Consider the following 23,245-nt stretch of genomic DNA (forward strand, 5'->3'; position numbering starts at 1 on the left):
CCCCTTCCCCTCCTCTGGCTCTCTAAATCACCGTGTTGATTATTAAAGAAAAGCTCCCGTTTGTTTAAGACTCAGTTTCGAGACATTGGAGGAGCGGAAGGTCCTCCGGGGGACGATTTCGCTTTCCGCGGGCATGTGGTAAGCTTCCTCAGGCTTCGCCTTCGGGATCTTACCGATCATGTTCATCCCACAGGAGTCTTCATCGTCCCCCTCCGGGCCTGGCCAAATCAGAAGCTCGAAACCACTTTAACTCGTAAGGAATTAGACCAGGTGGTTCTGTACCTATTTTCAGGGTATAACGATGCACAATAGCCTGTTATAAAAGCGTTTAATGCAGATTAAGGAGAAGAACTTTCATCTTCTGGAAGGGTCCGTTCACAACATTATAGTTGGGGTGGTGGGGAAATGGCGAGACTCCCATGGGAGAAGGGACTAGGTGAGATCCCGAAGGGAGTGAAACGAGCGAGGAAGCTCACCGTTCCCCCATAGGAAAGTGTTCAAATGTGGCATCACCCCGCAAGACACGACCAGCATAAGCCGAGCATCAAAAGGACGGTGGTCTTTCCGTCCGTTGATGAACGGCTTATGTCTCGAGTGTCTGGGTGATAGAACAAGACGAGCTATTTCCCCACAAGCCCTTCTCCAAATATCGTAACGGACCCAAATTATCTCGAAACTGAGTCTTCAACAATCCGGCCCTATACCTTAATAAGTGTTTAACTATGAATGATCTAAAAGTTTATCAGATAAAACAAAAAAGACCGCCGAGTTAAATTCGGCGGTCCTTGAACGATCCTTTTACTTAAGGATCGTTTTTTAATTTTACGCGAAATATTGATTCAACGGCGGTACGATTTGCTTCTTACGCGAAACTACGCCTTCAAGTACAGCCTGGTTGCCATCTAGAGTCACATTAAACGCCTGAGCTACCGCTTCTTTATTTCCAACCGCTACAACTGTAGAGTTATTCGTAAGGATGTCCGTTACGACCAATAAGAACAAGTCGGATCCTTTATCTGCTACAGATTTTTCCATAGCCTGTTCAAGTTCTGCTTTACGGGCAAGAACATCATCTGTATCCACGGTATTCACCTGAGCGATTTCAACATTTTTATCACCCATTGAGAATTCTTTTGCATCAAGGGAAATAACTTCTTCAGCAGACAATCCGCTGATATCAGCACCTGCTTTTAACATTTCCAGTCCGTACTCTTCTGCATTCACCCCAGCAATAGCAGCCAGTTCTTCAGCAGCCTGACGGTCTTCATCCGTGCACGTTGGAGACTTGAACAATAAAGAATCAGAGATAATGGCGGATAGCATCAGCCCGGCCATTGGTTTAGAGATTTCTTTACTATTTTCTTTATAAAGCTTGTTTAAAATCGTAGCCGTACAACCAACGGGTTCAGCACGATAGTAAAGAGGTCCCTCCGTTTCGAAGTTAGCAATACGGTGGTGATCAATAACCTCAAGAACTTTAACTTCTGCCAAATCTTCTACACTCTGCTGGCGCTCGTTATGATCAACCAGTATAACTTGTTCCACTTCGTCGGATACTTTCTCAACCAGCCTCGGTGCTTTTACATCAAAATAGTCGAGAGCGTATTGAGTCTCCCCGCCGATCTCTCCTAAACGTACCGGCTCTGTATCAAAGCCGAGTGAATTTTTTAAAGCGGCATAAGCAATTGCAGAGCTAATGGTATCCGTGTCAGGATTTTTATGACCAAAAATTAATGTTTTATTCATTGTCATCTTCCTTTCTCCATGTGCGTAGTTATGTACGTCTTTTACAGTGACGATTATAAGACAAAAATAGCCTCTCGTCCATCTTATCGCTGCAATAAACGATTAATCAACCACCATACGGATAGAAAATGGCATGAGACCTAACGTTCATTCATTTTATGAATGCTTTTAACAAAAGCATAACCTGCTATAACTTGGATAACGGTTCCGGCTGAAGGATTTGTTAAGATAATGGTAGGTGTTAAGGATGGAAAGGGTAGAAAATAGGGTACAAATAATATATAAAGGGAAGGAACTACCAATAAAGCAATCAAAAATCTATTCACTTTAAATCTCCCTCTACTATTCCACTCTCTTATCAGTGAGCCTGCCCCCAATAAAAAGCCTACGGGGATGTACGCGGTCTGACTAAATAACAGATACAAATGAAAACTGCCTGATTCATTAGCTTTCATTTGTAAATATTGGAATAACAAAGAAGCGATCCATAGATAAATAAATACAATTAATGCTTGTCCAAGAATTACCCAATACGTACGCTTCACCATTTATCACCTCTACTAGTAAGCATACGACGAGGAGATTCAAATATTTCTAAAAATTTTTTAAATCCGTAAATCCTTTGGCATGGCTGAATTGAGAAGGTTTAGAGAGGAAGTATGCAGGGTAAAAGTAAAAAAGATGTTTGAGAACTAATAACACTATGTGTTAGAATTCCTTACATACACAAATTAAGTGAGGTTCTTATCCAATTCCATTGGAGTGACACTCCTCATAATAAATCAAAGAGAGGGTAATGTATGACTTACACGAAAGAAACGATTAAACAGGAAGTACAAGCACACAAAGTAGAATTCATCGTACTAGAATTTACAGATATGCTTGGGGAAACTAAAAACGTAGAACTCCCTATCGATGAACTAGATATGGTATTAAACGAAGAAGCTATGTTTGACAGTTCTTCCATTTCAGGTTTCTCTGACATCCAAGAAAGTGATATGTACCTTGTTCCAGACTTAGATACGTTCTTGGTTCTACCTTCCCTGGTAGACGAAGATCAAAGCGCTCGCTTTATTTGCGATATCTATAAGCCGGACGGTACACCTTTCGAAGGTGACCCTCGTTACATTTTGAAACGCGCTATGCAAAAAGCGGAAGACATGGGCTATACCGTTAACGTAGGTCCTGAACCAGAGTTCTTCCTATTCAAACTAAACGAAGACGGATATCCAGTTAGAAAGTTCAACGACCGCGCTGGTTATTTCGACTCTTCTCCTAAAGATAAAGGAGATAAAGTACGTCGTGACATCGTACGTACTCTGAAAAAATATGGCTTTGAAATGGAAGCTTCTCACCACGAAGTTGCCATGGGTCAGCACGAAATCAACTTCCGTTTTGACAACATGCTGAAAACGGCAGACAATATCCAAACGTTCAAAAACGTTGTAAAAGATATTGCAACAAACCATGACTATCACGCAACATTCATGCCTAAGCCGATCACTGGTGAGAATGGTTCCGGTATGCACTGCCACCTTTCCCTATTCCAGGATGGCGATAGTGCGTTCTTTGATGAGGATGCTGAGGATGGCGTTTCTAAGACAATGAAACAATTCATTGCCGGAATTCTGCATCATGCAAGCGGAATTGCTGCTATCACCAATCCTAACGTTAACTCGTACAAGCGTCTAGTTCCTGGGTATGAGGCTCCGGTCAGTGTAGCATGGTCTCACTCCAACCGAAGCTGTATGATGCGCGTACCGACTACACGTGGAAAAGGAACACGTTTTGAAGTGCGTAACCCGGACCCTACAGCAAACCCTTACTTGACGCTGGCTGTTCTTATTCAAGCTGGACTTGAAGGTATCCGTAATGAACTGGATGCAGGAGAAGCAGAAAGCCGTAACTTGTATGAAGTTGATGACGACAGTGTACCAACACTTCCTACAAACTTAAAAGAGGCAATTGAAGCTCTTAAGAAGGATGAAGTTCTTCTGGATGCTCTAGGCGAGCACACAGCGCAGGCTTATATTGATGATAAAGAAGAAGAATGGACCGATTATTCTCTTCAAGTCAGCCAGTGGGAAGTCGACAAGTATATGAACAAATAAAAAGTAATACCCCCATCTGAGATGGGGGTATTTTTTATCATTCATCGGAAGAAGACTCCCTCTTCAAGCGCCGTGTCGAAGACCGGTGACAAGGGGGAGATGAATGCCGTCTCCGAAAGGCGGATGTCTTTGAATATTCTCCCTTCCGTGATATCCTAAAATAAGAACGTATGTTCCTGGTTAGGAGGTGGAAAGGTTGAAGCATAAAGCGTATAACTTTCGTATCTATCCAAATAAAACCCAAGAATCGCTCATCGCTAAGACAATCGGATGCGCTCGTTTTGTCTTCAATCATTTCCTCTCGGAATGGAGCAGTGCCTACAGGGAAACCGGAAAAGGTTTGAGTTACTCTACTTGTTCCAAACAACTACCCAAGCTTAAAAGAGAATTCCTTTGGTTAAAGGAAGTGGATAGCACTGCCATCCAAACTTCGGTCAAACATCTTTCTGACGCTTATGAACGGTTTTTCAAAAAGCAAAACCAAGCTCCACGGTACAAATCAAAGAAGAACAGAGTCCAGTCCTACACCACAAAATGCACAAACGGAAATATTGCCATCCAGGATCACAAAATCAAGCTGCCTAAGCTGGGGCTTGTGAGATTTGCCAAGAGCCGTGAAGTGAAAGGTCGCATCTTGAGTGCGACGGTTCGCCGCAATCCGACCGGAAAATATTCTGTATCCATTCTTGTTAAAACAGATATTCAGGAACTTCCTAAATCCAACACTTATGTTGGCATTGATCTCGGATTGAAAGACTTCGCTGCTCTCTCGAATGGCACCACCTATCAAAACCCACGATACCTACGTAAGACCGAAAAGAAACTAGCAAAAGCTCAACGTATCCTTTCCCGAAGGGAAAAGGGATCTTCGAATTGGCATAAGCAACGTATTAAAGTAGCTAGACTTCACGAGAAGATAGCGAACTCCCGCAAAGATTATCTGCATAAGATTTCTACCGAAATCATCAAAAACCACGATGTGATCGGTGTAGAAAATCTCCAAATTTCCAATATGCTCAAAAACCGAAAACGATCCAAATCGATTCGTGATGTGAGCTGGTCGATGTTCACGTCTATGCTCGAATACAAAGCAACGTGGTACGGGAAGCAGTTGGTACCCGTATCGAAAGTTTTTGCGAGTTCACAGCTGTGTTCCAAGTGCGGATACCAAAACCGTGAGGTAAAGAATCTCGCTGTTCGAACGTGGAACTGCCCGAATTGCGGCTCCCGCCACGACCGCGATCTAAATGCGAGTTTCAATATACTAAAGGAAGTTCAACGACTCCTTTCAACCGTCGGTGCGACGGGGCTAGCCTAATCATTTGAACGAACCGTTAGGTTCGTGCTCTTAGGAATCCCCCAACTTCAAGGAGCGTCAGCGAGTAAGTGGGGGTAGTTCAAGAGGGATAAATCTTTCCTTTATTAGGACCATGAAGCATCCGATTCGTTCGATGAGTTCCGTATTGATCTTTCAGTTCCAAACGGTGCAATTCACGTTTCAGTTTATTAAAGCTATTCAGCCGTTCAGCTTCAAGCTCTCCCTCTGCAATAGCCTGCTGAACTGCGCATCCTGGTTCTTGCTCATGCTGGCAGTCCCTGAATTTACATTGCTGACTCCACTTTTCGATATCAGAAAAGGTCCCTTCTATCGTTTCTTGATCACCCCAAAGCTGCAACTCTCTCATCCCCGGAGTGTCAATTACAAAGGCACCTCCCGGTAATTCAAATAACTCCCGGTGCGTAGTGGTATGACGTCCCCTGTCATCGCTCTCACGGACATCTTTTGTGGCCTGGACTTCTTTATGAAGCAGTCGATTAATTAAGGTGGATTTACCTACTCCTGAGGAACCTATTAAGGATATGGTCTCTCCTTCTTTTACTTCTTTAAGTAGCGAAACCATTCCTTCTCCCGTCAAGCTGTCCACTGCATAAACTGGAACCCCGGGAGCAACACGCTCCACCTGCCACAGCTTTTCAGTGACCGTATCGCAAAGATCACGTTTTGTGCAAACAACTACTGGTCGTGCACCGCTCTCATATACCTGCTGCACGTATCGCTCAAGTCTTCTGACGTTAAACTCTTTTGTCAGAGCCGTAACGATAAATACAGCATCTATATTAGCAGCGATAGTCTGCTCCTCGTTTCCCGCGCCTGCTTTTTTTCTGGAAAGAAGGGTTCTTCTCTGCAGGATGCGTTGAATTAAAGCCTTAGAATTATTGTCGTAAGGTTGAAAGATGACCCAGTCTCCTACGGCTGGATAGTCTCTATTCTCCGTTATTTCATTATGAAAACGGCCGGATAATGCACCCGTATAGGTCTTAGATTCTGTTGCAATGCTGTAGATCCCATGAGTGGATCGCACCACACGTCCAGCTTGTTCCTGTTCGTTCATCTGTTTGCTAAAATGCTCATGAAAATCTTTTCTTTCGTTCCGTTTCATTTAATTCCTCCTGAGCGCGGAGGACGTCAGAAGTTGATGGGTCCTCCACTGAATAATGTGATGGATGCATGATTAAAATTCTTCATTGTGTTTGCCATAAAACATCAACTCCTAACGTGTAATTACTTTATAGTATAGCAGAAAAAGCAATTGTAGCTGGTAACTTTTTTGTAAACGTAGAATCACCTTCTAAGTGCCGTACTTTAGCCTTCAACTGTCCCATGAAGCATGGAGTAGTATTCCACTTTATCATTTGATGTCGAAAAGCCATGTTTCCCATTATCATAAGCGATCAGTACATACCCCAGCTCACTCTCAAGCTCCATGATGCTTCTTTTTTGTTGTTCGGTTAGTTCTGCTATCTCCCAATCCATATTTTCACTTCCTTATCTGTAATTTTAACTTTGCAAGGAATAACTTCTATTCCTCTTTCTGTCGCTTTATTTCGGTTTCCTCCGGCAGTTTCTTTGAAGCGCCGGGTATCTCCCTCGATTCGAAATTGATTACATCTGAGGAATAAACCGAAACACTCATCTGCCCTCCATATACATTGGCACGAAGCAGTAATGGCTGATTATATATGTTTTTAAATGTGAAATCCGGGCCGTACCAGCTGACCGTTGCATCCCGGCCTTCAGGTACATAAGGCACTCGTTTACTGTGGGAATAACGCTGTTCAATCTGTACACCAGCATTGTCTACGGCGTTAAAAATCGTTGAAGAAACCTGACAGATTCCCCCGCCAATTCCTTCCGACACTTCACCTCTCACAATAACCGGGGCAGGCATGTATCCTTTTTCCTTCGTTCGTTTTCCAACCACTTCATTAAAGGAGAATGTTTCCCCTGGAAAGACTACCGTGCTGTCGATACTTTCAGCAGCCAACTGAATATTGTGGGTCCGTTCTTTGTTATTGGAATTGAAATACGTATCATAATGGCCAATTTTTTGAGAACGAAGACTGGCAAGGACTTCACTGTCTACTTTCGGGTGAACGGTGTTCATTGGAACTTCAATTTCATGCTCATTCTGACTGTACAAGGAATGAAACAGGTTTTTATAAAAGTCTTGTTTATCGAGTTTAAAACCTGTTTTTTCAGCTACAATTTCTCCAGACTTTCCTATTTTAGCGTTCACCGGCTCTTCTTGAACGAGCTCCCCTACCCGTTCCATAATTTCATGCACTTTAGTATGGTCTGTAAAAGGCTGAAGAATAGGATCCATGAGAATGTCTGCAGGATGTATCGTAAGTATTTCTTCCCCTTGATGCGTGATGGCCAGTTCCTCCTTTTGACTTAACGGGGAAATAAGCAATAAGAAAATAAACATGTTCGCTAATTTCATAAACGAAACCTCCCACTTCTAGTTTGAGTAGAGGATAGGATTTCATGTAGAAATTCTTTGCTAAGATATAATGTTCAAATGCTCATTTATTTATCTACGTGTTTATAGAAGCAAGCTCTTCATTCTTACAGAACCAAAAAAGGAATTATACTCTGTTGAGTACAATTCCTTTCCAGTAACTGCTTTAAGTTATAGTTAAAGCTCTGTTAAAACTCCTCATTGATCCTACAGATAAGCTCCCGTTTGTTGAAGACTCAGTTTCGAGACTTTTGTGAGAATTAGGTCCTGCGGGGGACGATTTCGCTTTCCGGCCCTGCAGGACGCAGGAAAGTATTCAAATGTGGATTCACCCCGAAAGACACGACCAACATAAGCCGACCATCAAAAGGATTGCGGTTTTTCAATCCGTTGATGAGCGGCTTATGTCTCGAGTGTCTGGGTGATGGAACAAGACGAGTTGTTTCCGTAGCCAGACACTCTCTATATTAGCAACGGACCAAAAACATCTCGAAACTGAGTCTTCAACAACCCGGCCCTTTTGCGGATTAATAAAACTCTTGAAAATCAATCACAAATTTGAACATAGCCTTCAATACATTTAGTTTATATTCACAGCTTCTCCTGTTTTGGCTGACTCATAAAGAGCCTGGATAATTTGCTGGATCCTCACTCCTTGTGATGGTGTACTTAATGGTTGTTTGTTATGAAGAATACATTCTATAAAATCATGAATAAGGTATTCGTTTGCATCTCGTTTTTCTACATAGGCAGGAGTTGTATCCACCAGGGTGTCGTATTTTTCCTGGAATATTTTTAATGGAAAAAGATCCGCTCCGCCCTCATCACCTATAACGGATACTTTTTTGCTGCTCAACTCTTCTACGTTTGCAGCAAAAGTAGATTCAAACATAAGAGAGGAACCGTTTTCAAACGTAATCATTCCCCTTGCCATATCTTCTACTGAAAAGTTTTCATAATCCCATTCACCCATTAAACCTACTCCCGGACGCTGACCAATCTTTTGATAAGTAGCCCCTAAAACCGTTTTAGGCTCTGGATATCCCATTAAATATAAGGCTGTATCCAGCATATGAACACCATTATCGATAAGTGTTCCTCCGCCCTGAAGTTCTTTATTTGTGAATACGCCCCAGCCCGGGATTCCTCTTCTCCGGTTATAATGCGTCTGGGCTGCATAAATTTCGCCTAATTCATGACCATCAATGTATTTCTTTAACGTCTCCACCTCAGGTTGAAAACGGAAATGAAAACCATAGGTTAAAAATTTTCCAGCCTTTTCTGCTTCTAACGCCATCTTCTCGGCTTCCTCCACCGTCATTGCCGGCGGTTTCTCACAAAGCACGTGGCAACCGGCCTGTAGAGCTGCAATCGCTTGAGAGGCGTGGAATTTGTTTGGGGTACAAATGCTGACAGCATCCAGTTCCTGTTCTTCAAGCATCTGTTGCTCATCTTCATAGGCATGGGGGATCGAAAACTCTTCTGCACATTCTACAGCTTTATCTTTATTATGGTTAGCCACTGCTATAACCTCAACGTCCTGACCATAGCTTTGGTAACTCGGAATATGAGCACTTCTGGCAATTCCGCCCGCTCCAATAATTCCAATTCGAATGGGTTGTGGCATTTAAATCCTCCTAATTAGTACGCTTTTTTATTTCTGATAGTAATTCTTTACCAGTTCATCCATCACACGATTGGTACGCAAAGCGGTCTCACCCGTACTTGGGGAGCTCCCTTTACCTGTCAGTTCATCTACAATCTCCTGAATGAGATGCTGTTGAATATGTTTGGGCCGTTCAATAATGAATTGTTTAGTATCTGATTCTTTAATCAGTGTAACCGGTTTTTCATCAAAGGAAGAAAAAGTAATCTCCCCTTTGGAGCCTACGATTCGATTGATGTCCTCATTTTTGTAAGAAGAAAAATTCCAGACACCATTTCCGATTACGCCGCTCTCAAAAAGGAAGGTTCCGCTTACAATATCCTCTGCCGGATAGGCTTTCGCCTGGTTGGACGCGATCCCTTTTGCCTCTTTAATAGGACCGAGTAAATAATCAACCAAATCCAGCGTATGAGAGGCTACATCATAAAACAAACCTCCCCCGCTTACTTCAGGCAAAACCCTCCACGGCAGGTTATCGTTCTCATCTTTCTCCACTAGTTTTTGGGTCTGCTGTATGGAAATAAAACGAATATCCCCGATTTCATTATTGTCGAGTAGTTCTTTTACTTTTAAAAAACGAGGGAGTGAACGTCTATAAAAGGCTACATACAACGGTACTTGCTGTTGATTACAAGCTTCTACCATTTCCTTGCATTCCTCTACATTTAAAGCCATTGGTTTTTCCACATAGACAGGCTTGCCTGCTTCAGCTGCTTTCAGGGTGTACTCTTTATGAGAGGCAGGAGGCGTCGCAATATAAACAGCATCCACATCAGGATCGTTTATTAAATCGTCGGCTTGATCATACCATTTTGGTACCCCATGACGTTCAGCGTAGTCTTTCGCTAAATCTCCGTTTCGCCTCATCACCGCTTCCAATGAACTGTTTTCTGCTAAATCAAACGCAGGTCCGCTTTTTACTTCAGTAACATCACCGCAACCGATAATTCCCCATCTTACTTTTTCCATTGTTAGTCTCCTCTTTTTGAGAATATAGTATATCTTTTTCACCCAAATTCTCTTTATAAAACAATTTTTTAGGATATTCAAGAAAATCTCTAAATAATCAATATAAAAAGGTTTATACATCATAGACCTTTACTCCAATAAAATAAACTGGAAGTTCTTCTTAAACCCAGCAAATATGTAAAAAATGCGTTCTATCCCTATAAGGGGCCAGAAGGAACAAGAAAAGAGCAAGCCTCTCCAAAGGACTTTGCTCTTTCTTGTCAAACTTCCATATAAATATCGACTTAGGATAGCACGGAAGACTTGTGCACTATCATTAATTCAACCACGTGATACAGCCTTCTTAGCTGAAACAGCGGCAAAGGTAATCGTAATGGTGCAAGCGATCACGATGGCAATGACGCCCTGCATCAGATCCCAAAAGATCCACCCATCAATTAAGACCGTCCGCATACTTTCAAAGATATAGGTTGTCGGGTTTATAGTCGCGGCCACTTTCAGCCACTGGGCTTCAATTAACTCATAAGGGACAAAGGTGGTGCTTAAAAAGATAAGCGGGAAAAAGATAAATGTCCCTGCCTGTGCGGCCTGTGCGTTCTTCGTACGAAGCGCAACTCCTGCGGAATAACCGGCGAATGCAAGCCCCCATCCAATTGCGATTAACAATACAAACAGAATACCTCCAAAGCCTGTTTCGACTTCTAATCCCAGCAGGAATGCAATACCGATAATCAATAAAGTTTGGATAAATAACTGAAGCATTCCCGCAATAATAGGGCCGAGGACAATAGCCAGTCTCGAAGCAGGGGTAAGCAAAAGTCTAGAGAAAAATCCGTTCTCAATGTCTTTCACGATTCCCTGTCCGGCTCCCCCGGCTCCTCCAATTGCAGCGGACACAATAGATACGGGAAGGATAAAGGCGAGATAGTTAGCTCCTTCAAACATGGGAAGCTGGGAAATGCCGCTTAGCCCTCCTTCATATACTAATAGAAAGAAAGCGGAAATCATTAAGTTTGGAATAAAAGAAAATGGATTCCTAAGCGTCGTCTTCACACTCCGGAGCGTGATCAGCCATGTATCTTTCCATACGCTATTCCCCATGAACTTCTCCCTCCTTTTCAGTCTGCTTACTTGTAATCTTTAAGAATATGTCATCCAGGGTAGGTGAAGATAAATTAACGGTGGCTACTTCAATATTCTCTTGATCCAGCAGCCTCACAAGTTCCAATAATTGCTTCGTGCCATCTTCTACATAAACGGTCAGCTTACGGTTTTGCAGGATCACGTCACTTGGACCCATATGCTCCTTCAGAATTCTTTCTGCTTTTTCTTCCTCTTCTCTGCTTGAGAAAGTCAAAGCAATTAGATCATTGCCTATTTGAGCCTTTAGCTCTCGCGGAGTTCCAGTGGCTACTATTTCACCATCATTAATGATACTGATTCGATGGGCAAGTGAATCCGCTTCCTCTAAATATTGTGTCGTAAGAAAAATCGTAGTTCCATTCTCTTCATTTAAACGGCGCAGCTCTTTCCAAATCGCCATTCGATTGGAAGGATCCAGACCTGTGGTGGGTTCATCTAAAAATAAAATCTTAGGCTCGTTCACGAGCGTAAGAGCTAAATCGAGCCTCCTTCTCATTCCTCCCGAGTAGTTGCCGATTCTTCGTTCCGCTGAATCTGTAAGCTGTACAATGTTCAGCAGTTCTTCCGCTCTAGTTTTAGCCTCAACTTTTGAAAAACCAAAGATGTTAGCTTGAAGTTCGATGAGTTCCCGACCGGTAAGATCCGGGTCCACTCCTGTTTCCTGGAGAGCAACCCCAATATATCTCCTAACCTTCTCCGGCTCTCGAATCACATCGTGCCCAGCAACAGTTGCCTTGCCGCCTGTTGCATTGATTAAGGTGGTCAAGATTTGCACCGTTGTGGATTTACCGGCCCCGTTAGGACCCAGAAATGCAAAGAATTCTCCATCCTCCACAGTAAACGACACATCTTTTACCGCCTGCACATTTCCCTTCTTAAAGGTCTTAGATAAATGTTCAACTTCAATCTTCCCATTCACGGCCATCACTCCCACTGAAATTTTCGGCACTAGTGTCAAAAAAATGCTTATCTTTAAGATAACGAAATTCCCCAACAATTTCATCCCCTTAGCATTCCCTGTGACACATTGAATAATTTTTACATAGAATTAATAACCCTTCCGTTTAACCGCCATATAAACTGGGAATTATTAAGTTCGTGTAAAAAACAAGGAATCCATCAATACTAGACATGATTCCCTGTTGCTACAGGGTTTTGAGGGTGATACGATAAATAAAATCACAAATTATCTGAAAATAAATTCAAGGAGGTGAGCCGATGAATTTGGAAATGCTGCAAACTTATACGTGGATGGCTCCGAGCTTAACCATCATTTTACTGGTGACTTTAATAGGTTCATTTTATAGCTTCAAACACCAAAAATTCAGTTTGATGATCGCAACCGGTATGGTTCAGACCATTCTGAGTCCTCTCCTACCTGCAATGGCAGGGGCTGTCGTTCTGGGACTCGGAATTTTACAATTTTATATGGGCATAGTGAACTCGCAGAGTTCTAAGAATAGCCAAAGCTGAAAGATGAGTATCCTATAGATACATCATCTTTTTTTGTTTTTTGAAAGGTCTTCGCGCTGCAATACTCGAACCTTCACCATTCCTTTCAGCTCCTTTGATCGGGCTATGTTCAACTGAAATCACGGCGTAACTGGTTAGGATTATACTCTTTTCAGCTGCAATTATCTAAATTTTGGTATCAGTGCCGTCGGTGCACTCGGTTGCAACGTCACAGCCCTCAATTAACTCCACTTCAGTGGTCTCATCCCGCCAGCGTAAGAAAAAATTCTCCTCCCCTTTCAACAAGCCATTTCTCCTAATCGCGTCTGTAACAATAATGCAATTTTGTTTAACGACCTCTTATGAAAAACCTATTAAACAACTGTTACATGAGGCCATCATTAAATCCAATCATTATTCAAACCTGAAAGAATCTGTTACCTTAAATTTATGCAAACCCAACTTACAACTACCTTCAGGAGGCATAAATATGAACCAGACTATTGAAACAATATTAAACCATCGTTCGATTCGGAAATTTAAAGACATTCCATTAACAGACGAGCAATTAGATACGATGCTTTCAGCTGCCCAGCAGGCCTCAACTTCAAGCTATATGATGGCTTACAGTATCATCGGAGTAACGGATCCGGAGAAAAAAGAGAAGCTTGCTGAAATCACGGGGCAGGAATACGTTAAAAATAATGGTCACCTCTTCATCTACTGCGCGGACCTCCACAGGCCGACCATGATGGCATCCAAGGAAGAGTATGAGCAGATGCTAGCCAATCTTGAAAACAGCGAGCATTTTCTAGTATCCTCGGTAGACGCTGCATTAGCTGCTCAAAATGCAGCCATCGCTGCAGAATCGATGAATCTTGGCATCTGCTATATTGGCAGTATTCGCAATAACTTAAGCCAGGTGGATGAACTACTTTCCTTGCCGAAGCATGTCATTCCCCTTTTCGGTATGGTGACAGGCGTACCGGATCACCAGCCAGAGCGTAAACCACGCCTGCCGCAAAAAGGTATATATTTTGAAAATGAGTATAAAGAGTCCACCCAGGCTGTAGAATCATTTGATGCGCGTATTAAGGAATATTATCAATCCAGATCCAGCAATAACCGCATTGATTCATGGACGGATCAGATGCTACGTCGCTTTACTACACCAATGAGAATGGACGTCACTGATCTTGTACAAAAGAAAGGCTTCAATAAACGATAATAGTTATATAGGAAAATGGAGCGTGATCAACATGTTGAAAGACGTGGCTTCCAAGCTAAAAAAAGCAAATTCTATCGTAGTCCTGACGGGAGCCGGGGTGTCCACAGCAAGCGGCATCCCTGACTTCCGTTCCAGTGAAGGACTGTGGTCGGAGGATGAAAGCCGAGAGTATTATATGTCCAGTGATTATTTCTATCACGATCCAGTAGATTTCTGGAACAAATACAAAACCATTTTTCAAATGAAACTGCTAAAGGATTATACACCAAATCCTGTTCACCAATTTATTAAAGAACTTGAATCGGATAAGGACAAGGTAACGGTCATTACTCAAAACGTCGATGGCCTGCATTTGGCAGCCAACAGCAGTCACGTCATTGAGTATCACGGCACCTTAAATCAAGCCAGCTGTCCAGAATGCGGGGAATCGTACTCCCTTGATTATGTGATGAGTACGGAAACTCCCTACTGCCAAAACTGCGGTGCCGTACTGAAACCGGATGTCTTATTGTTCGGTGATATGATTACGGCTCATGATGAAGCAGAACAGGCTATTCAAACGGCGGATTTCCTGCTTGTCATGGGAACCTCTCTTATGGTTACTCCTTTCAATCTCCTGCCCCATTACGCTAAGCAGGAAGTGGGAATGGAAGCAGCTTTGATTAATAGAGAGCCAACTGTTAAGGACCGGATATTTGATTATGTCGTGCATGATGATTTATCTTCATCCATTGAGAAACTAAGAAGTTATATTTCTTCTTTATAACAGTAAAATGAAGGCCAGCTCCTATCTTCTCGGAGCTGGCCTTTTTCATCTCATTCTTAGCCCTCACGGCAGCTCCCCCGCCAAACTGAATAGAAGCATTTTCCATAAAAATCTCTCTAACCACCACGTTGCTATTACGGTAAAGCTCCAATTACTTGAAGACTTGATTTCGAGATAAATAGGGCTCGTTACTCTATGTTGAAAAGGGCTGGTGGGGAAATAGCTCGCTTTCCTATGGCCCTACACGACGTGGGGTCGATCGACGTTGCCACAGGAGGTGGCGACTTTAGTCGATCCTCCTTATTACCAGGAGCTTCCTCGCTCGTCTCACTCCCTGCGGGATCTCACCTAGTCCCTTCTCCCATGGGAGTCTCGCCATTTCCCCACCAACCCCACTAATATTTAGTGAACGACCCTGCCAGTAGAAAAAGTGGGAACCTTAAATTGGCTTAAATATTTCTACAGCGGCATTTACCATTTGTAAATATTTAGTATTTAGCGTTGACCACATAGGTTATCTTTCCTCATATGAAGGCGTATAGGATTTCGAGCTCGCCATGCTCTCAAAGGGGCGGAAGGGAACGGCGAAGACTCCTGCGGGATGAACATGATCGGTGAGATCCGGGAGGGCGAAGCCTGAGGAAGCTCACCACATGCCCGCGGAAAGCGAGTCGTTCCTTGGAGCCCCTTCTCTACACAATATCTCGAAATCAAGTCTTCAACTAAAAGACCCTATTGTGTAATAAGCAATAAATGAAAGATCAACAATAAACTTTAACTGAGCCTTTTATTAAAAAAGCTCACCAGTTCCTGGACGACTGGAGAGCTTTGCTGAAGCTATGCTTTTGTGATACCTAATCGTTGAATCAATGGTTTCAGGGTGAGGCCTTGAACAATAAGTGAGAACAGAACCACCGAGAATGTAAATAGAAGTACTTCTTCCCTTCCATTAAAATCCTGCGGAAGACTTAGGGCAAGTGCAATGGACAAGCTTCCACGCAGACCTCCCCAATTTATAAGGATTCTTTCTTTAGCATTTAGATCTTTAATCCATCCTGTACTAATATATAAGGCAATCGTTCTTCCTACAAGCACAATGAGAATCGCTGAGATAATCAGCATCCATTGTCCCGTAAAATCGATATTGCGGATTTCGATGCCCACCATTAAGAAAATCAATGAGTTGGCAAGCAGGGTGATCACGTCCCAGAAGGTGTTGATGTTTGTTTTGGTCTCTTTGGACATGCCGATTTTTGCGCCATAATCTCCGAACATAAACCCAGCCACTACTACCGCAATAACACCGGATGTGTGAAAATGCTCGGCAATGAAATAACTTCCGAAAAACAACAGAGCGCTGAAGGCAATTTCAAGCGGGTAATCATCAAAGATACGAATGATTTGGGATAATATAAAGCCAAGAATCAACCCGATTAATGCACCACCTAACGCAAATTGCAGAAACAGCAGCACACCGCTTCCTAAACCGGCCCATCCCATTTCGATATAAGTGAGCAGGTAAATACTTGCAATCTTAAATAACACGACCGCTATCCCGTCATTAAACAACGATTCGCCTTCCATCACAGTGGATAACTTCTCAGGAACACCTAATGATTTAAAAATCGATAATACACTTATTGGGTCGGTCGCACTCATTAAGGCAGCAAAGGTAAAAGCCACAGCGAGAGGAAGATCAAGCAGAAAGTAAGCCCCTCCGCCAATTACCAGCCAGGAAATAAACGTGCCAATAAAAGCAAGGCCGATCACCGGCTTTTTTTGTTGATAAAGATGATGGAACGGCAATTTCAATGTGGCATCACCTAATAAGATAGGTAAAAATAAAGAAATGACCGTTGCCTGGAAAACATCCGATTGAGTTATGTAAAATTCGGCTTCTTCAATGATCGGAAACTCCGTTAAACCTAAGACCAGCCCAACCAGCACAAGAGCAATAGAATAAGGTTCCTTCAGTAACTTCGCGATTCCGATTACTGTGATTGAAATAGCAAGTAAAATTAATATTTGAATAAAAGCGTCATGAAATTCGTGCATAGTGGCCCTCCTGATCTATTTCTCTATAGTATTGTGTCACACTTGCCTTTATTTACTATGAACCACTTTGAACAGCGCTAAAATTCTCAGACACAACCAACCCTGACTAGGTTGTATAGTAAAATCGGCAGAAGCGACCATCTAAAAGTTCTATGTAAAAAACAGCGCTAAGGTCATCTGCAGGTCGCTACTCTAAGCTTATGGTTTTCACAGGAAGGTGGTGCTTTCCATTGTCGGAGCTCTAACGAATTTTGTGAGTTCATCTATAATTTTCCTCTCTCCCTGCAGTCTAAACATTTAATTATCATATTATGATCGTCTATCATCCAATTTTTCTTAGGGAAATGTCCGACTCGTTCCATAAAAAAAGTGCCGAGAATGTCCCGGCACTTTACCAATTAACTTACATATTAATAACGGTTACTTTATCACGTACAACAGATTCAAGGCTCTCACGAATACCTTGCACACCGAGACCAGATCCTTTAACCCCTAGGAATGGGAAGTGATCTGGGCCACGTTCTGTTTTAGCATTGAGCTGAACAGTCCCTACTTCCAGTTTTTGAGCAATTCCGATTGCTTTATCCATATCTGTAGAGAAGACACTTGCCTGTAGCCCATAGTCGGATTCGTTAGCCAGGCGAACAGCTTCTTCACTTTCAGAGACGCGAATAATTGGCAGGACAGGACCAAATGGTTCTTCCCATGCGATCTTCATATCAGAGGTAACGTGATCGAGCAAGGTAGGATACAGCAAGTTCCCCTCGCGCTTATCCCCTGTAACGACGGTTGCCCCTTTTTCTTTAGCGTCATCGATGAGGCTTTGCACATAATCCGCGCTTTTATCATTGATCAAAGGTGTTACCGTGGCATCGTCTTCCGGCATACCGACAGAAAGACCATGGACTTGATCTGTTATCTTGCTGACTAGTTCATCTGCTTTTTCGTTCTGAACCAGTACACGTTTGATCGCTGTGCAGCGCTGTCCAGAATAGCTGTAGGCACCGGCTACAATTTCTTTAGCAGCTTTGTCGAGATCAGCATCTTCAAGAACGATGGCAGGGTCTTTGCCGCCTAGTTCAAGCACTAACGGGATCATGGAAGACAGATCAGCAATATGACGGCCAGTAGCTGTACCGCCTGTAAAGGTAATCATGTCCACTTCGGGATGCTGTACAAGGAAATCCCCAATGACAGAACCTCTTCCAGTTGCTACTGTAACTAAATCACTTGGCAGACCAGCATCGATCAGTGCCTCGATTAATTTAATTCCGCTGATGGCTCCCTGAGTGGCAGGCTTAAAGATGACACTATTTCCCTGCATTAAGGCCGGAGCAATTTTAGATGCAGAAAGGTTAACGGGATAGTTGAAAGGACCAATGGCCAAAATCGTACCTCGCGGCGTTTTCTCTGCAAGACCGATTTTATTAGGGTTGCCTCCCTTAAAACCGTCCCCGCGTTTTACGCTTCCGTCTAATCGGAAGGCCTCTTCCACTGTATAGCGGATGTATTCAGCGGTACGGGAGACTTCTGAAACAGCTGAGCTGCGTTTCTTAGCCACTTCGAGCATAATGGATTCGCCAATTTCTTCCTTACGCTCTTCAAGAATTTCTGCCCATTTTTTCAGAATTTCTCCGCGTTCCTGAATCGACTTCTCCGCCCAGGTGGATTGAGCGGCTACCGTTTTCTTGATGGACGCTTCAAGCTCTTCCTGAGAAAGCGAAGGTACTTGTCCGATCGTTTCTCCATTGTGAGGGGACGAAATCTCAACGCTTTTTCCAGATTCGCTTACATTCCATTCCCCATGAATTAATGTTTTTACGCTTTGTTCTGTTTTAGTTGTCATGATTGTACTCCTCCCAATAAGTCTCAAACGAACCGATCTTCCTATAGGTAACCGTTTGAGTCGTTCTTATAATTACTCCTGGTTTTCCTTTGGAGTGAATATCGTTCTCATGTTCTTGCTTATAGCATGCAGCAGGAATTCAAGTTACCCAGCATCCACCTCTAAATATCGCAATATTCTGAAATTTCGGCATTCATATGGGAACGATTCCAAGTACATAACCACTCTTTAAAATAATTAAACAAGTACATTTCCCTTCCTATTGTAAACTTTTTCAAGTTTATGCTTTAGAGCGATAATGTACGCGCTGTTTTTATTACTATAAGAGTTCTGACTTTTTTTATCAAGTGTTCAGACTCCTGATTTGATGGGATTTATCAAGGAAGCGTTTTCATTAAGCGGGGTGGAAAAGAGCGCAGAAAAGCCCAGACTGCAAGGATGTATCCCTTTGCATGCCTGGGCTTTTTCAAACCAATAATTTTTTTATAATTTATTGTTTTAATTTAGGGTTTTCTTGTTTAGCCTGCTCTACTCGAGGTTTACGGTATCCTCCAGCAATGTCTGCCTGTTTAAATTCTTTTGCATAGGCTACTTCCTGAGCATCTGAAAGTTTAAACCCACTTCCACCGATTGGTTGATACTGTGAATTACGTGCCATTTTGTACTCATCCTTTCTCTAGAAACTGGGTTACATTTAGAGGTTACCCTGCTTCAAAATGGAATAAACATACGTTTTATAATTTTGCTGCGTTATGGCAGTCTAAATCAAATTCCATTTGCTTACTTCTCTTGACTCTAAAAGATCCTCTGTATTTTCCCGATAGGTTTTATAATGGACTGTCTCAATGTGATTCTGGACAGCACCGCTGTCTTTCCATACCTCGTATAGGAAAATAGTATTTGATTCGATAGATTGGTGAAGGTCATATTGGATACACCCTTCTTCTTTTCTGGAGGCCTTTTTCACCTTTTCAAGTTCATCAAGTAACGCGTCTTTATGACCGTCCTTCGGTTTAAATACGGCAGTGATTGCTATTTCCGTCAAATAAATCAACTCCTTCCTTGTTCACTAACTTTATCACGAGATTTCTTCCTCTCACACGAATTTGAACTTGGATGGTATGAGCAGACTATTTCGTTTTTTTCCTTGTTGCGTGGTATAACCATATGCGTAGGACAAAATAATTACCAAAATGCAGAACAGGAGGCAGACCATCATGAGCTCGAAACAAGTATTAATGGTCGTAACCAATCACGGGAAAATTACCGATGATTACGAGACTGGACTATGGCTCGAAGAATACGCCGTTCCTTACAATGCCTTTAAAAAGCAAGGCTATGAGGTGAAAGTAACCAGTATTCAAGGCGGAGAAGTTCCTCTTGATCCAAACAGCTTCCCTGAAGAAGAAGTACCGGAATGGCAGGAAGCTCAAGAAGAACTTAAAGATACCGCTATGCTCTCTAAGGAAGACGCAGAGGGATTTGACGGAATCTTTCTTCCGGGCGGACATGGAACCATGTTCGATTTCCCTGATAACGATACCCTTCAATATGTATTGCAGCAGCATGCAGAACAGGATAATATGATCGGTTCGGTATGCCATGGCCCAAGCGGACTGGTGAATGCCACTTATAAAGATCAGACGCCAATCGTTCAGGGTAAAGCCATCGCTGCGTTTACAGATTCGGAAGAAAAGGGCATGGAACTCGATCTTTTTATGCCTTTCATGCTTGAAACAAAGCTCCGTGATCTAGGAGCTCATTTCTCTAAAGGTGAAGATTGGACTTCTCATGCCGTACGAGACGGTAATTTGATCACCGGTCAAAATCCGATGTCGAGCGAACGTGCCGCTGAATTGATGGTTGGAGCTCTAGAAGAAAAATAAAGCAATCATATTGTTTAGCTCTTCTCTTGATCAAGAGAAGAGCTTTTATAAATACATAGATCCTTCACTTAGAGTGATTCCTCAGTTGAAATCCTCTTTCTTGCCTGGTTGCTAAGGGGTTAAAGTCAGCTCCCGCCCTTCATATCCCTCTGTCGTTGTTAGATGATACTCCCCATCCACCCAGTCTTTCAGTTGATCGTGGTACCATTCACTTCTAAAATGACCGGATTGGCCTGGTCCTACCAGGTGATAGGCTTCTTTCATATTCTCAAGGTCCATTACAAACCGCCAGGAAGCTCCGTGATTAACCAGTCCTTTACTATTAAATCCAGCGGCCCTCACGGTGACCCGGCTGCCGCTCACCGGCAGAGGTTCGCCTGGGTTAAAGAACCGCTCCAACATTTGAATGTTGGACAGAGGATGAGTGAATTCAACAGCATGGCCTGCTCCCCACGTCCACTCCACCGGGGTTCCCCCATGTTTCTTGGTTAGTTCTGTAATTGTCTTTTGATAAGCAGCCGTAACCACCTCGGAAACGCCTCCGTTTTTATTCATCCAAATCGAAGATCCACCGTCCTGAACGTTACGCAGTAATTCATCAGTGGTCTGGCCGGCTCCGTGAAATAAATCAAGCATTTCTTCGGGAATTGCCTCGTTGTACAACTCCTCCTGAATATTTGCCATCCAGGAATGAAAAATAAGCGGCTGGGCGAGCTCCTTCTGGTCCTCATAGTTCCATTCCTGCATGAGTTTGAGTGCTGCTGTTTCGGACTCGGAAAGTGCCTCCTTTTTCGTAACCTCAAGTAAATAAGGGACAAACTCCTGAGCCTGTAAATTCTTCACGTCCATTTGCATATCCATCACTTTCTCAGAAGTTAATGGTTCCTTTTCTTCAAGCATCTCGACAATACGCTGATAGCGATAAGGCTGAGCCCAGTTATGACTAATATGATAAGGGTAGCTGTCGTCCGTAATTTTATTATTGGCGGTAGCTACGTATCCTTTTTCAGGATTTACGGTTTTCGGAAGCTCCTCAAAAGGAATATATCCCTGCCACAGGTCTTCCTTTTCCCACCCTCTCATGGGCAGTAAAGCATCGTCGCCATTATTATAGATAGGAATTTTCCCATTCGCTTTATAAGCGATTGTGCCATCCTCAGAAGCGAATACGAAATTTTGAGCCGGTGCCAGGAATTTCTTCAGCCCCTTTTCGAACTCGTTCCAATTTTCCGCTCGATTAATTTCCAGTATGGCTTCCAGTTCAGTGGTAGGGTCCAGAGCTGTCCATCTGAGAGATAAAACAACGTCGTCACCGCTTTGTTCGGCGAACTCACTAATTACAGGTCCATGTCTGGTTTCCACAACTTCATAGTCCAGGGTTTCCTGATCTTTTACTCGAATCGGCTCCTGAATCACTTCTGCCTGTTCCCATTTGTCTTCAAATAAAAATTGACTGCTATCCTCAGGGTTTCTTTTCTCTAAGTAAAGCTGCTGAACATCCGGACCGACATTGGTTACTCCCCAGGCAATGTGGTTGTTATGTCCTAAAATAATCCCTGGAATCCCTGCAAAGATAACCCCTGACACGTCATAATCCGGTGCACTTAACTGCATCTGATACCAAATGGACGGGGTGGCCAGTCCGAGATGAGGATCATCTGCAAGTATGGGGGCGCCTGATTCGGTCATTTCCCCGCTCACCACCCAGTTATTACTGCCGTTAAACTCGTGTGGAATTACGATATCTTTAAAGCTGGCAGCTACGTCTACTTGTTCCGTTTCCTCTAAAACCTTCGGAGCCTTATCCGGATAAGCAGGAAACAATTCCATAGCCTGTTCTTCTGAAAATTCGTTGGTCAAATAGTAATTAAAGGCCTGGCGTTCCCAGTGGCCGCCTAAATCAAAAGCCATGTATTTTCCTATCGTTAATGAATCCACCGGTTTCCACGGATCCGGAGAAAAGCCCATTAACGCAAATTCAGGCGGCAGGCGATTCCCTTCTTCAGCCTCTTCAATATAAGCATTGACCCCTTCAGCAAAAGCTTCTAGGCTTTCGACAGCTTCATCGGAATAGGCAGAGAGTGACGCTTCAGCCGCTCTTCTTAATCCAAGCGTTCGAAAATATTGATCCTGTTCGATGGTGGCTTCCCCGACCACTTCACTTAACGTTCCTGAGGCCTGCCTCCTGGCAAGTTCCATTTGAAATAAACGGTCCTGTGCCTGGACGTACCCTTGAGCAATAAATAAATCACGCGATGAATCTGCAGTAATATGAGGTACGCCCTTTTCATCACGAACCACTTCTACTGCACTGCTGAGCGATTCCAACTGAATTTCTCCACTTACTTCCGGTAAGCTTCGACTTGTGTAAACGCTTACAAAAATAACAAAACCTGCGACGATTGCCATTAAAATCAACCCCAGGATAAAAACGATTTTTTTCCACCTTTTTTTCGGCTTTGGTTCTGTATATGTACGTTTGGCCGTCTCCATATGATCACTCCCCTTTGCCATTATATCTCAATTGGATAAATAAATGAATACAATTAATAGGCCGGACAGGCTCTCGGATGA

21 protein-coding genes are annotated in these 23,245 nt (G+C 43.0%); 7 read left to right on the top strand and 14 right to left on the bottom strand.

What is annotated here, in order from left to right; genetic code table 11:
- Positions 1-60: 60 nt before the first annotated feature.
- A complete protein-coding gene (locus ACTWP7_RS06890) occupies positions 61-312 on the top strand; it encodes a hypothetical protein (RefSeq protein ID WP_443122541.1) in 252 nt (83 codons plus the stop codon).
- A 510-nt stretch (positions 313-822) separates the two neighbouring features.
- On the opposite strand, the gene ACTWP7_RS06895 is transcribed toward ACTWP7_RS06890, so the two are convergent.
- Together ACTWP7_RS06895 and ACTWP7_RS06900 are read right to left on the bottom strand one after the other, a co-directional pair.
- The gene (locus tag ACTWP7_RS06895) at positions 823-1,746 is read right to left on the bottom strand and encodes a manganese-dependent inorganic pyrophosphatase (RefSeq protein WP_443122542.1); all 924 of its coding nucleotides are present in this window, start codon (positions 1,744-1,746) and stop codon (positions 823-825) included.
- Positions 1,747-1,886: 140 nt separating this feature from the next.
- Positions 1,887-2,294, bottom strand: a complete 408-nt coding sequence (locus ACTWP7_RS06900; protein ID WP_443122543.1) for a hypothetical protein — start codon at positions 2,292-2,294, stop codon at positions 1,887-1,889.
- A gap of 252 nt (positions 2,295-2,546) precedes the next feature.
- Between ACTWP7_RS06900 and ACTWP7_RS06905 the strand changes: the two genes are divergently transcribed.
- Entirely contained in the window at positions 2,547-3,857 is a 1,311-nt protein-coding gene (locus ACTWP7_RS06905; protein ID WP_089753135.1) for a glutamine synthetase family protein, read from the top strand.
- Positions 3,858-4,044: 187 nt separating this feature from the next.
- Positions 4,045-5,175 carry an IS200/IS605 family element RNA-guided endonuclease TnpB gene (tnpB, locus tag ACTWP7_RS06910; protein ID WP_443122544.1) on the top strand — a complete coding sequence of 377 codons (1,131 nt, stop codon included), beginning with the start codon at positions 4,045-4,047 and terminating at the stop codon, positions 5,173-5,175.
- Positions 5,176-5,254: 79 nt separating this feature from the next.
- Here tnpB and rsgA read toward each other — a convergent pair whose 3' ends face one another.
- The 7 genes from rsgA to ACTWP7_RS06945 form a co-directional block, all read right to left on the bottom strand.
- Positions 5,255-6,298, bottom strand: coding sequence for a ribosome small subunit-dependent GTPase A (gene rsgA, locus ACTWP7_RS06915; protein WP_443122545.1), 1,044 nt, complete (start codon positions 6,296-6,298; stop codon positions 5,255-5,257).
- A 203-nt stretch (positions 6,299-6,501) separates the two neighbouring features.
- A complete protein-coding gene (locus ACTWP7_RS06920; RefSeq protein ID WP_443122546.1) occupies positions 6,502-6,672 on the bottom strand; it encodes a hypothetical protein in 171 nt (56 codons plus the stop codon).
- Positions 6,673-6,718: 46 nt separating this feature from the next.
- Positions 6,719-7,642: a VanW family protein gene (locus ACTWP7_RS06925; protein ID WP_443122547.1), complete on the bottom strand. Its 924-nt coding sequence runs from the start codon at positions 7,640-7,642 to the stop codon at positions 6,719-6,721.
- Between the two features lie 598 nt (positions 7,643-8,240).
- On the bottom strand, positions 8,241-9,287 hold the full coding sequence (locus tag ACTWP7_RS06930) for a Gfo/Idh/MocA family protein (RefSeq protein ID WP_443122548.1): 1,047 nt from the start codon (positions 9,285-9,287) through the stop codon (positions 8,241-8,243).
- Between the two features lie 27 nt (positions 9,288-9,314).
- Positions 9,315-10,295, bottom strand: coding sequence for a Gfo/Idh/MocA family protein (locus ACTWP7_RS06935; protein WP_443122549.1), 981 nt, complete (start codon positions 10,293-10,295; stop codon positions 9,315-9,317).
- Positions 10,296-10,616: 321 nt separating this feature from the next.
- On the bottom strand, positions 10,617-11,396 hold the full coding sequence (locus ACTWP7_RS06940; RefSeq protein WP_443122550.1) for an ABC transporter permease: 780 nt from the start codon (positions 11,394-11,396) through the stop codon (positions 10,617-10,619).
- Positions 11,386-12,363 carry an ATP-binding cassette domain-containing protein gene (locus tag ACTWP7_RS06945; protein WP_443122718.1) on the bottom strand — a complete coding sequence of 326 codons (978 nt, stop codon included), beginning with the start codon at positions 12,361-12,363 and terminating at the stop codon, positions 11,386-11,388. Before ACTWP7_RS06945 ends, ACTWP7_RS06940 begins: the two co-directional genes overlap by 11 nt.
- 293 nt (positions 12,364-12,656) lie before the next feature.
- Between ACTWP7_RS06945 and ACTWP7_RS06950 the strand changes: the two genes are divergently transcribed.
- The 3 genes from ACTWP7_RS06950 to ACTWP7_RS06960 all read left to right on the top strand — a co-directional run bounded on the left by ACTWP7_RS06950 (position 12,657) and on the right by ACTWP7_RS06960 (position 14,884).
- Entirely contained in the window at positions 12,657-12,911 is a 255-nt protein-coding gene (locus tag ACTWP7_RS06950) for a hypothetical protein (protein WP_443122551.1), read from the top strand.
- Between the two features lie 469 nt (positions 12,912-13,380).
- A complete protein-coding gene (nfsA, locus tag ACTWP7_RS06955) occupies positions 13,381-14,118 on the top strand; it encodes an oxygen-insensitive NADPH nitroreductase (RefSeq protein ID WP_443122552.1) in 738 nt (245 codons plus the stop codon).
- Positions 14,119-14,149: 31 nt separating this feature from the next.
- On the top strand, positions 14,150-14,884 hold the full coding sequence (locus tag ACTWP7_RS06960) for an NAD-dependent protein deacylase (protein ID WP_443122553.1): 735 nt from the start codon (positions 14,150-14,152) through the stop codon (positions 14,882-14,884).
- Between the two features lie 837 nt (positions 14,885-15,721).
- On the opposite strand, the gene ACTWP7_RS06965 is transcribed toward ACTWP7_RS06960, so the two are convergent.
- From ACTWP7_RS06965 to ACTWP7_RS06980, 4 genes are all read right to left on the bottom strand, one after another.
- On the bottom strand, positions 15,722-16,939 hold the full coding sequence (locus tag ACTWP7_RS06965; protein ID WP_443122554.1) for a cation:proton antiporter: 1,218 nt from the start codon (positions 16,937-16,939) through the stop codon (positions 15,722-15,724).
- A gap of 403 nt (positions 16,940-17,342) precedes the next feature.
- Positions 17,343-18,785, bottom strand: a complete 1,443-nt coding sequence (locus ACTWP7_RS06970; protein ID WP_443122555.1) for an NADP-dependent glyceraldehyde-3-phosphate dehydrogenase — start codon at positions 18,783-18,785, stop codon at positions 17,343-17,345.
- 490 nt (positions 18,786-19,275) lie between these two features.
- Positions 19,276-19,443, bottom strand: coding sequence for a YfhE family protein (locus ACTWP7_RS06975; RefSeq protein WP_014642969.1), 168 nt, complete (start codon positions 19,441-19,443; stop codon positions 19,276-19,278).
- Between the two features lie 102 nt (positions 19,444-19,545).
- Complete coding sequence (locus ACTWP7_RS06980) at positions 19,546-19,830, bottom strand: putative quinol monooxygenase (protein ID WP_443122556.1); 285 nt, start codon at positions 19,828-19,830, stop codon at positions 19,546-19,548.
- Between the two features lie 172 nt (positions 19,831-20,002).
- On the opposite strand from ACTWP7_RS06980, the gene ACTWP7_RS06985 reads away from it, so the two are divergent.
- Positions 20,003-20,671, top strand: coding sequence for a type 1 glutamine amidotransferase domain-containing protein (locus ACTWP7_RS06985; RefSeq protein WP_443122557.1), 669 nt, complete (start codon positions 20,003-20,005; stop codon positions 20,669-20,671).
- A 111-nt stretch (positions 20,672-20,782) separates the two neighbouring features.
- On the opposite strand, the gene ACTWP7_RS06990 is transcribed toward ACTWP7_RS06985, so the two are convergent.
- A complete protein-coding gene (locus ACTWP7_RS06990; RefSeq protein WP_443122558.1) occupies positions 20,783-23,164 on the bottom strand; it encodes a penicillin acylase family protein in 2,382 nt (793 codons plus the stop codon).
- Positions 23,165-23,245: the final 81 nt, after the last annotated feature.

It is taken from the genome of Halobacillus sp. B29 (assembly GCF_052246755.1).
Classification (GTDB): domain Bacteria; phylum Bacillota; class Bacilli; order Bacillales; family Halobacillaceae; genus Halobacillus; species Halobacillus halophilus.

Excerpts from the sequence above, each read along its gene's own strand:
- ACTWP7_RS06895 (WP_443122542.1), bottom strand. The coding sequence starts at position 1,746 with ATGAATAAAACATTAATTTTTGGTCATAAAAATCCTGACACGGATACC.
- ACTWP7_RS06970 (WP_443122555.1), bottom strand. The coding sequence starts at position 18,785 with ATGACAACTAAAACAGAACAAAGCGTAAAAACATTAATTCATGGGGAA.
- ACTWP7_RS06940 (WP_443122550.1), bottom strand. The coding sequence starts at position 11,396 with ATGGGGAATAGCGTATGGAAAGATACATGGCTGATCACGCTCCGGAGT.
- nfsA (WP_443122552.1), top strand. The coding sequence starts at position 13,381 with ATGAACCAGACTATTGAAACAATATTAAACCATCGTTCGATTCGGAAA.
- ACTWP7_RS06905 (WP_089753135.1), top strand. The coding sequence starts at position 2,547 with ATGACTTACACGAAAGAAACGATTAAACAGGAAGTACAAGCACACAAA.
- rsgA (WP_443122545.1), bottom strand. The coding sequence starts at position 6,298 with ATGAAACGGAACGAAAGAAAAGATTTTCATGAGCATTTTAGCAAACAG.
- ACTWP7_RS06960 (WP_443122553.1), top strand. The coding sequence starts at position 14,150 with ATGTTGAAAGACGTGGCTTCCAAGCTAAAAAAAGCAAATTCTATCGTA.
- ACTWP7_RS06990 (WP_443122558.1), bottom strand. The coding sequence starts at position 23,164 with ATGGAGACGGCCAAACGTACATATACAGAACCAAAGCCGAAAAAAAGG.
- ACTWP7_RS06965 (WP_443122554.1), bottom strand. The coding sequence starts at position 16,939 with ATGCACGAATTTCATGACGCTTTTATTCAAATATTAATTTTACTTGCT.
- ACTWP7_RS06975 (WP_014642969.1), bottom strand. The coding sequence starts at position 19,443 with ATGGCACGTAATTCACAGTATCAACCAATCGGTGGAAGTGGGTTTAAA.
- ACTWP7_RS06985 (WP_443122557.1), top strand. The coding sequence starts at position 20,003 with ATGAGCTCGAAACAAGTATTAATGGTCGTAACCAATCACGGGAAAATT.
- ACTWP7_RS06920 (WP_443122546.1), bottom strand. The coding sequence starts at position 6,672 with ATGGATTGGGAGATAGCAGAACTAACCGAACAACAAAAAAGAAGCATC.
- ACTWP7_RS06900 (WP_443122543.1), bottom strand. The coding sequence starts at position 2,294 with ATGGTGAAGCGTACGTATTGGGTAATTCTTGGACAAGCATTAATTGTA.
- ACTWP7_RS06950 (WP_443122551.1), top strand. The coding sequence starts at position 12,657 with ATGAATTTGGAAATGCTGCAAACTTATACGTGGATGGCTCCGAGCTTA.
- ACTWP7_RS06925 (WP_443122547.1), bottom strand. The coding sequence starts at position 7,642 with ATGAAATTAGCGAACATGTTTATTTTCTTATTGCTTATTTCCCCGTTA.
- ACTWP7_RS06945 (WP_443122718.1), bottom strand. The coding sequence starts at position 12,363 with ATGGCCGTGAATGGGAAGATTGAAGTTGAACATTTATCTAAGACCTTT.
- ACTWP7_RS06935 (WP_443122549.1), bottom strand. The coding sequence starts at position 10,295 with ATGGAAAAAGTAAGATGGGGAATTATCGGTTGCGGTGATGTTACTGAA.
- ACTWP7_RS06930 (WP_443122548.1), bottom strand. The coding sequence starts at position 9,287 with ATGCCACAACCCATTCGAATTGGAATTATTGGAGCGGGCGGAATTGCC.